Genomic DNA, 8743 nt, shown 5'->3' on the forward strand with positions numbered 1-8743 from the left:
AACGAATAGCTATGAGCGACTTTTCTAATTGGACTCGCTTAGCCGAGCAAGCTGCTGAAATCGAAAATGATCTTTTCGTAAAGTACGATGTGAAAAGAGGTCTTCGCAATGCTGATCACACGGGAGTTCTTGTTGGTTTGTCTAACATTGGATCTGTATCGGGTGTACAAAAAGTTGATGGCGTAAATGTACCTGCCCACGGAAAGCTGACGTACAGAGGTATTGACATCAAGGATTTAGCTGAAGGGTATCTGACAGAAAAGCGAAGAGGCTTTGAGGAGACCGTTTATTTGCTCCTTTTTGGAAAGCTTCCTTCAAGAGATGAACTTGAACGATTTGCAGAATACATGAAGGAGCAGCGTTCGTTGCCCGAGTATTTTACAAAAGATATAATACTCTCGTTTAGGGGTAAGGATATAATGAATATGCTTGCACGTTCGGTGTTGGCTCTTTATACAACCGATGATAATGCTGATGATATTAGTACCGAAAATATACTTCGCCAGTCGGTTAGTCTTATTGCAAAATTTCCAACGCTTATCGCACATGCTTTTCATGGTATGCGCTACCACTATATGCACAAAACGTTGGTAATTCGCCATCCTCGATTGGATTTGAGCCATGCGGAGAATTTTTTGTACATGCTCAAAGGGGCCAATAGGTATACGCCTCTAGAAGTTGAAATTCTTGACTTAGCGTTGGTTCTTCATGCCGAACATGAAGGCGGAAACAACTCATCCTTCACGGTTCACGTGGTTAGCTCTTCGCAAACCGACACCTATTCGGCTATTGCAGCAGCCATAGGTTCCCTTAAAGGGCCATTACATGGTGGGGCTAATAGCGAGGTAATGGCGATGATGGACAACATTAAGCGTAATATCAAGAATTGGGCAGATGAAAAGGAGATAGAGGAATACCTAGCAAAAATTCTTCGAAAGGAGGCCTACGATCGTTCGGGGAAAATTTACGGAATGGGACATGCTGTTTATACGCTTTCTGATCCGCGAGCTGTTGTGCTTAAGAAGAAGGCTAGAGAAGTTGCCATTGAAAAAAACAGGTTGGATGAGTATAATCTGTACGATGCAATAGAACGATTGGCTCCAAAAGTGTTCCACGAGATAAAGGGAGAAAAAGTTATCGCTCCAAATGTAGATTTTTATTCGGGCTTTGTTTACTGTATGCTCGATATTCCTGTGGCTGTTTATACGCCAATGTTTGCAATGGCTCGTATAGCAGGCTGGTGTGCTCATCGTCTAGAGGAGATGATTAGCGCCAAGCGTATAATACGTCCTGCATACAAAACACTGGCGGAAGATGCTTCGTATATTCCTTTAACCCAAAGGAAGTAACCTACTACAAGAACTATACTTTCAAAACTTCCTCTAGCAATTAAATGTAGATGAAATTTTGACGCTTAATCTAACAATGAACAACGCTTGATGGAAAAAATAAGAATGAAGACACCGCTGGTAGAGCTTGACGGTGATGAAATGACCAGAGTACTGTGGCCTCTGATAAAGGAAAAGTTGATATTGCCGTTTATCGATTTAAAGGTGGAATACTACGATTTAGGTATTCAAAATCGGGATAGGACAGACGATAGGGTTACAGTAGAGGCTGCTGAGGCAATCATTAAATATGGTGTTGGAGTAAAGAATGCAACAATTACACCGAATGCGGATAGGGTAGTGGAGTATAAGCTTAAAAAGCAGTGGAAATCTCCCAATGGAACAATTAGGGCAATGCTCGACGGGACGGTTTTTAGAAAGCCTATTATGGTGAAAAATGTTCAGCCGTCTGTGCGCTCGTGGGTGAAACCGATAGTTGTTGGACGTCATGCGTACGGAGATGTTTACCGAAATGCAGAACTCTATGTAGAAGCAGGTTGTAAGGCCGAGTTGGTAGTGACAGATGAGCATGGCGTTGAAAAACGTGAGCTAATTCATGACTTTGCAGAAGCGGGTGTAATTCAAGGTATGCACAATACGGATGCTTCCATTGCTAGTTTTGCACGTTCCTGCTTTGAGTACTCTCTTGATCAGAAAGTAGACTGCTGGTTTGCAACTAAAGACACCATCTCTAAAATCTACGACCAGCGCTTTAAGAATATCTTTGAGGAAATTTTTAACCTAGAGTATAAAGATAAGTTTAAAGCCTCTGGCATAGAGTTTTTTTACACGTTGATAGACGATGTTGTCGCTCGAATTATGAAGCATGAAGGTGGAATTCTTTGGGCCTGCAAAAACTATGACGGAGATGTTATGAGCGATATGGTTGCCTCTTCATTTGGCTCTTTGGCAATGATGACTTCTGTTTTAGTTTCGCCGAAAGGCTATTTTGAGTACGAGGCTGCTCATGGTACCGTTCAACGTCACTATTACAAGCATCTTAAAGGAGAAAAGACTTCGACAAATGCGGTAGCGCTAATCTTTGCATGGACTGGTGCCTTGGCAAAACGGGGAGAGTTGGATGGTATTCCAGAGCTTATTCTGTTTGCTCAAAAGTTGGAAAAAGCGGTTGTGCAGACGATAGAGAGCGGAGTAATGACAGGTGATCTTGCGGCCATTTGTTCTCCTCCAGCCCTAAGGGTTGTTTATTCAGAAGAGTTTTTGGACGAAATAGCAAAAAACATTTAGGAAAGAAGTTGCACAGACTTGATTTTAAAGCCTCTTTTGAGGCTTTTTTTGCACAAAAAATGGGACGTGTATGTCATGAAGAATTATAAAAGAGCTAATTTTCCAACGTTTTACATATAAGGGATTAACTAAGAGTTGATATGATTTCAAGACTACGTGTTTCCAACTATTCTGTTCGACAGAAAGTTGCGACTGTGATGTTTACAGTATTATTGGTGTTTTTTGTGCTTGTTGGGGTTGTGTTTTATTCGCAGATTAAGCGTGTCAACTATTTGAGCAGTAAGGAAAAAATCAGCGATAAAAGTTTATTAGCAACAAGTCGTATTGGTGACGAAATTCAGCATGCAACGGAGGTGCTAAATGTTTTTTCGAATACGCTTATAGGGCAATCTTCTGCGGCTCTTCCAAGCGATTCGACCATTTTAAGAGGAATGGAGGTTTTTAATAACGATCTTGCCAGCAAGACGTTATTTGTATCAGCAACTAATGCTGCTCAAGAAAAGAAGTTTTATGTTCTTAGTAATGGAAGCAAAGCCAGCATTTCTAGCGGTTTAGTCGCAGGAGTTGGTGTAAATATAGCCGATCTTAAGGGCGATAAGAAAACTCGAATTGTTGTTTCTTCTGCAGATAAGAAGGGATATCTTGCCGTGGTGAATAGCCATAAGCTGCCAGATGGGGCTTCTGTTGAATTTGGGATTCTAATCTCATTGGACAAAGTTTTAAATTCTTTCTCAGAAGCCGAATCTACACTTAAGTACATTCTTGCAAATGAATCTGACGAAGTGATGGCGTCCAATACCACTGTGGAGGTCGGTAATTCTCTAGGTTCAGCAGTTAAAGGGTTTGATAGAGGTGTTTCTATGGCATCTTTTGTTGATAAGAACCGTTATATAACGATTGGAGATGAGCGTTACATTGCTGTGGTAAATTCTTCGTTAGAAGAGAGTTTAGGTGCTAAAATGATACTGCTACTTCCTAAATCGGCAATTTTTTCAGGTGCCGGTTCTTTGCTGGTTATATTGCTAGCTGCAATACTGGGTTTGGTTATAGCCTATGTGCTAATAAATAGAATGTTCCGTAAGTTTTTTACGCCAATACAGCAGTCTATTGTGGCATTGAAAGAAATTTCAAGTGGACAGATTTCGGAAGATTTAAAGTTGCAATATGAGTTAAAGGATGAGATAGGGGAGATGACCTCTTCTATTAATGTTTTGATTGATAACCTAAACGAAACTGCGCGCTTTGCAAAAGAGATTGGCGATGGAAATTTAAGTGGAGAGTTTCGTCCTTCGAGTGACACTGATAAGCTCGGTATTGCACTACTTGGGATGCAGGAGAGCTTGGTAAAGGCTAAAAATATAGAGGAAACTCAAAAAATCGAAAGTCAGAAATCGCATTGGGCAAATGAGGGAATGGCAAATTTCTCGGAGATACTCCGTAACAACCACGATAACCTCAAGGAAATGTCGTTTGATGTTGTTAAGAATTTGGTGAAGTATGTGGATGCTATTCAAGGGGGAATTTTTGTCCTGAATGACGATAATGACGATAAGTATCTTGAGATGACGGCTTGCTTTGCCTACAATCGTCGTAAGATGCAACAAAAACGAGTAGAGTTGGAGGAAGGATTGATTGGTCGCTGTTTCTTTGAAAGACAACCAATTCTTCTGAAGGAGATGCCAAACGACTATCTTGAGATTACATCGGGATTAGGGCAGGAAAATCCAAGGAATCTTCTGCTTGTACCGCTTAAACTGAATGAGGAGGTTAATGGTGTTATTGAAATAGCCTCTTTTAAGGAGTTCGAAGAGTATCAAATTCAGTTTATAGAGAAGATAGCAGAGAGCATTTCATCAACGATAACTAGCGTTCGTGTTAATGAACGTACGTCGGCTTTGCTCGAAAGATCGCAGGTACAGGCCGAGCAAATGGCTTCGCAGGAAGAGGAAATGCGTCAGAATCTGGAGGAACTTCAGGCAACTCAAGAGGAGTTGGAGAAGAGGGCTCGTGAAAATGACAACATCACAAAGGCGCTTGAAAAGGAAAAATACTTATTGGATGCCCTCCTTTCTAGTATTCCCGATTTCATTTACTTTAAAGATGAGGAATGTAAGTTTATTCGAGTGAGTGAGTCTATGGCTCCGCTATTTAAAGTTGGTTGCGCAGCCGAGCTGGTTGGTAAGTCCGACTTTGACTTTCACTCTGCCGAACATGCCAATAAGTCTTACCAAGAAGAAATGGAGATTGTTAGAACAGGTAAGAAAATTATCAATGAGGTGGTTCGCGAACGTTGGGATGATGGACGCGAGCAGTGGGTTTCTACAACCAAAATGCCTCTAGTTGCTACCGATGGTAAGATTGTTGGATCTTTCGGTATCTCAAAGGTTATTACCGATATTAAGATGCTGGAGATGGAACTTCAAACTCAGAATGAAGAGATGAAGGCTAATTTGGCGCAAATGGAGCAGGCTACTGTTGATGCCGATAACATTAAAACGATGTACTCAAATATAATAGATAACTTACCTTTAAAAGTTTTTGTTAAAGACAGGGACGGAAAATTGGTTGTTATCAATTCGGCGGTTGCCCATGCTCATGGCCTTAATCCAGAAGAACTTTTAGGTAAGAGCGATTTTGATTTTTACGATTACGACACTGCAAAAGGAATATACGATTCGGAGCTTGAAGTTATTGAAGGGAAAGAAAAATCGTATGTTCATGAGGAGCATTTTGATGGTACTACTAGAATTCTTAAAACAACCAAAATGCCGTTCTTTATTGACACGAAGCAGGAAAAAGGATTGCTGGGAGTTCAGGTTGATGTATCTGAGTTTGCTAAGATCAAGGAGAATCACGAGGCTTAAAATATTAGCTACATTTATAGGAAAAGGGGACGGAGTTGCGGTCCCCTTTTCTATTTTAGTATTTTAAAGAGAGAAACTATGAATGTAGATGTTGTATTGCATGCTGGATTGCTTCCGGATTATGATTTGAAGGGCAAAACGGTGGTGGTTATTGATGCATTTAGAGCCACAAGCGTTATTGTTGAAGGCCTGTACAATGGAGGAGCTTCGTTTGTACCTGTCGAATCTGTTGATGAAGCGAGAAGCGCAAAAGAGCAAAACGCTGAAATTCTCATTGGAGGGGAAAGAGATGGGGTTGTTATTGATGGCTTTGATCTGGATAACTCACCCCTGAGCTACATCCCCGAAAAGGTGGCTGGTAAGGAAATTTGGATAACGACCACCAATGGAACTCGAGCATTGAAAGGGGCTATTGCTGCTTCACAGATATATGTGGGAGCTTTTTTGAACCTGTTTGCGGTAGCAAGGCAGGTTGTTGGTGCTAATGACGTAGTTTTTGTGTGCAGCGGGTCGGAAAATCAGATCTCTTTGGAGGATTCGGTGTGTGCAGGAGGTATATTATACGAAATGGAGCTATTAGCGTCCATCACCTATTCTGATGCAGCTTATATGCTGAAATCTCTTTATACTGCAAATAGGCAAAATCTGAAAGAATTTTTATCGAAGGGTACTCACTACCAATATTTGGCCGATAAGGGTTTTATAGCCGATATTGATTTTTGCTTGCAGGTAAATAAGCGTAATGTTGTCCCATCTTTTGATGGAACAACAATTAGAGTATGACGTTATTCGAACTCGCGAAGTGCTTTGGCAAAAAGGTCGTTGACTGCAGCCTGATAGTTGTTAGCAGTGCCCGCCTTAACGGCTTTTTTTACCATTTGCCTCAGTTCGGGTTGGAAAATGGCTTCGAAGTAGTCCCAGTAGGGTTTTATTTTATGCATTAAATGGCTTTGGCCGCTCAGCGTTTCTGAAAATTCAGCATAAAGCTCGTTGTGCGTTTGCTTTATAGCAGCGGCAATTTCTTTTCTACTCCTATTGGAGTTTTCTTCAATCGATTTGAATATTAAAGGGTTTGATATTGCAGCACGCCCAATCATCCAAGAATCAACAAAGGGAAATTTGCTTTTTAATGATTCAAATCCTTCGAGGCTTGTAATATCTCCGCTGTAGCAAACCTTGGCCTTGAGCGTTGGGGCTATTTTGCCGAATGATTCAAGGTCAACCTCTCCTTTGTATTGCTGCTTGCCATTTCGAGGGTGAATAATAACCTCTTCGAGATCGTACTTGTTTAGTATTGGGATAACGGCTTCTATTTCATCATTATTAATCCATCCAAGCCTTATTTTTACAGATATTCTTATTCCAACCTGAAGGGCTGCTGCTAGTATTTCATCTATCTTTTCGGGGAATGGAATTAACCCGCTGCCCATTTGCTTGTTGGCTACCGGAGGGAAGGGGCAGCCCATGTTGATATTTGCTTCTTCGAACCCTAGCTCCTTAAACCGATCTAAAACGGCCACAATTTCGGAAGGGGTGCTTCCTAGCACTTGAGGAATTAGCTGTTGCTGTTTTCCTACAGACCTTACAATGTCTTTCATCACCTTTTCACCCTCTTTGCGATAGCGTTTGGCATCAACAAAAGGGCTAAACACCTTATCAACATTGCCGTTATTACGTACAATTATTTCTCTGAAAGTGCTATTGGTGAAGCCTTGAATTGGGGCAAGGTATAGCTTCATACTTGTTACTGGTATTGAATTTTATGTTTTACAAATTTATGCCTAAAAAGGAAACTTATTGATACTCCCATAAATATTATGCAAGAAATAGTCATGGTTGTTTTAAGACCGATGTGCTGTGCTGCAAAGCCAAGAATAAGGCTTCCGATGGGCGTTAATCCCAGGAATGAAACATTGTAAAGAGAAACCATCCGTCCTCGATACTCGCTTTTAGCAAATACTTGTATAATGGTGTTCGATGAAGCAAACTGGTTTATCATTCCAAATCCAGCAATGGCTAGCGCAAGGTAGGCTACATAGAGGAGGCTAGAGTTGGAAAAAAGAATAATTCCTCCGCTGAGCATAATGCCCGCAATTCCAATCATCTTAACCAATTTCAACGGATTGCTGATTTGTCCAAGTATAATTGCTCCAATAAGTGCTCCTAATCCAAACATCCCTGAAAAAACACCAAGGGTTTCGGAGTTGCCATGAAAAATGTCTTTAGCGTATGCCGGCATAAAGCTCTGAATGGGGAGGCATAGCAGGCTGCTTAAAAATACAATCAGAAAGATCTTTTTAAAACCAGCATTGCTTCGAGCATACCTGATTCCATCTGTCAGCTCATTAAGTATTGCTTTGGGGCTAAAATTGTTATTTTTATTAGGTTTTATCTCTATTTTAAGCGTTAAAAGAGAGATGATAATACCTAGGAAGCTAAGGCTGTTTATTAGAAAGCATATCCCTTCTCCAAATTGTGCTATTAAAAAGCCGGCGATAGCAGGGCCAACAAGTCTTGAGGTATTAACCATAATCGAATTTAGAGCGACAGCATTGGAGAGGTGCTCCTTTTGTTCTAGCAGATCCGAAAGGATTGAATGCCGAAAGGGGGTGTCAAAGGCAACTATAATGCCATTTATGACCGAAAGTAGGATGATAAACCAGACTGTAATGGTGTTGGTAAGCGTGAGTATTGCGAAAAGTAGCGCATTAGACATCATTACGGTTTGGGTAATGAGCATTACCTTCTTTCGATTTAGCTTATCAGCATATACCCCAGCAAAAGGGGTGACCAGTAGTGACGGGATTTGAGAGCTAAAACTAACAACGCCAAGAAGGGCTATTGATCCTGTGAGGCGATACACAAGCCAACCCATTGCAATATTCTGAATCCAAGAACCAATAAAGGAGGTTGTTTGTCCGATGAAAAATTTGCGAAAGTTGGGTGACCTGAGCGAGATAAATCCGGCTTTTAACTTATTGTAGGTGTGCGATGTGATGCTTTTCTCCTGCATTTACATTCTGCGTTGGGTTCTGTTGTATGGAATCTCAAAAACGAACAAAAGTACCTTTTTTTGAGATGCAAAAGTAGTATGGCTTGTAAATTGGCCTATTATTCAGCCTGTTTCTAGTGTTGTGGCGATAGGTCAGAAAAGAAAAAAGGCATCTGTTTAGGATGCCTTAGTGATTCCGTCAGGATTCAAACCTGAAACCTTCTGATCCGTAGTCAGATGCTCTATTCAGT

6 protein-coding genes are annotated in these 8743 nt (G+C 41.0%); 4 read left to right on the forward strand and 2 right to left on the reverse strand.

The genetic code is table 11. The features are described 5' to 3' along the window. Positions 1 to 11: 11 nt before the first annotated feature. The 4 genes from L990_RS09220 (at position 12) to L990_RS09235 (ending at position 6283) form a co-directional block, all read left to right on the forward strand. A complete protein-coding gene (locus L990_RS09220; protein ID WP_047447944.1) occupies positions 12 to 1349 on the forward strand; it encodes a citrate synthase in 1338 nt (445 codons plus the stop codon). A 90-nt stretch (positions 1350 to 1439) separates the two neighbouring features. Then, positions 1440 to 2636 carry an NADP-dependent isocitrate dehydrogenase gene (locus L990_RS09225; RefSeq protein ID WP_047447946.1) on the forward strand — a complete coding sequence of 399 codons (1197 nt, stop codon included), beginning with the start codon at positions 1440 to 1442 and terminating at the stop codon, positions 2634 to 2636. Between the two features lie 140 nt (positions 2637 to 2776). Then, complete coding sequence (locus L990_RS19210) at positions 2777 to 5500, forward strand: PAS domain-containing protein (RefSeq protein WP_081981660.1); 2724 nt, start codon at positions 2777 to 2779, stop codon at positions 5498 to 5500. Between the two features lie 78 nt (positions 5501 to 5578). Beyond that, on the forward strand, positions 5579 to 6283 hold the full coding sequence (locus tag L990_RS09235; protein ID WP_047447948.1) for a 2-phosphosulfolactate phosphatase: 705 nt from the start codon (positions 5579 to 5581) through the stop codon (positions 6281 to 6283). A gap of 2 nt (positions 6284 to 6285) precedes the next feature. On the opposite strand, the gene L990_RS09240 is transcribed toward L990_RS09235, so the two are convergent. Beyond that, positions 6286 to 7239: a tRNA dihydrouridine synthase gene (locus L990_RS09240; RefSeq protein WP_047447949.1), complete on the reverse strand. Its 954-nt coding sequence runs from the start codon at positions 7237 to 7239 to the stop codon at positions 6286 to 6288. Between the two features lie 5 nt (positions 7240 to 7244). Next, entirely contained in the window at positions 7245 to 8513 is a 1269-nt protein-coding gene (locus L990_RS09245) for an MFS transporter (protein ID WP_052180874.1), read from the reverse strand. Positions 8514 to 8743: the final 230 nt, after the last annotated feature.

It is taken from the genome of Alistipes sp. ZOR0009 (assembly GCF_000798815.1).
Lineage (GTDB): Bacteria > Bacteroidota > Bacteroidia > Bacteroidales > ZOR0009 > Acetobacteroides.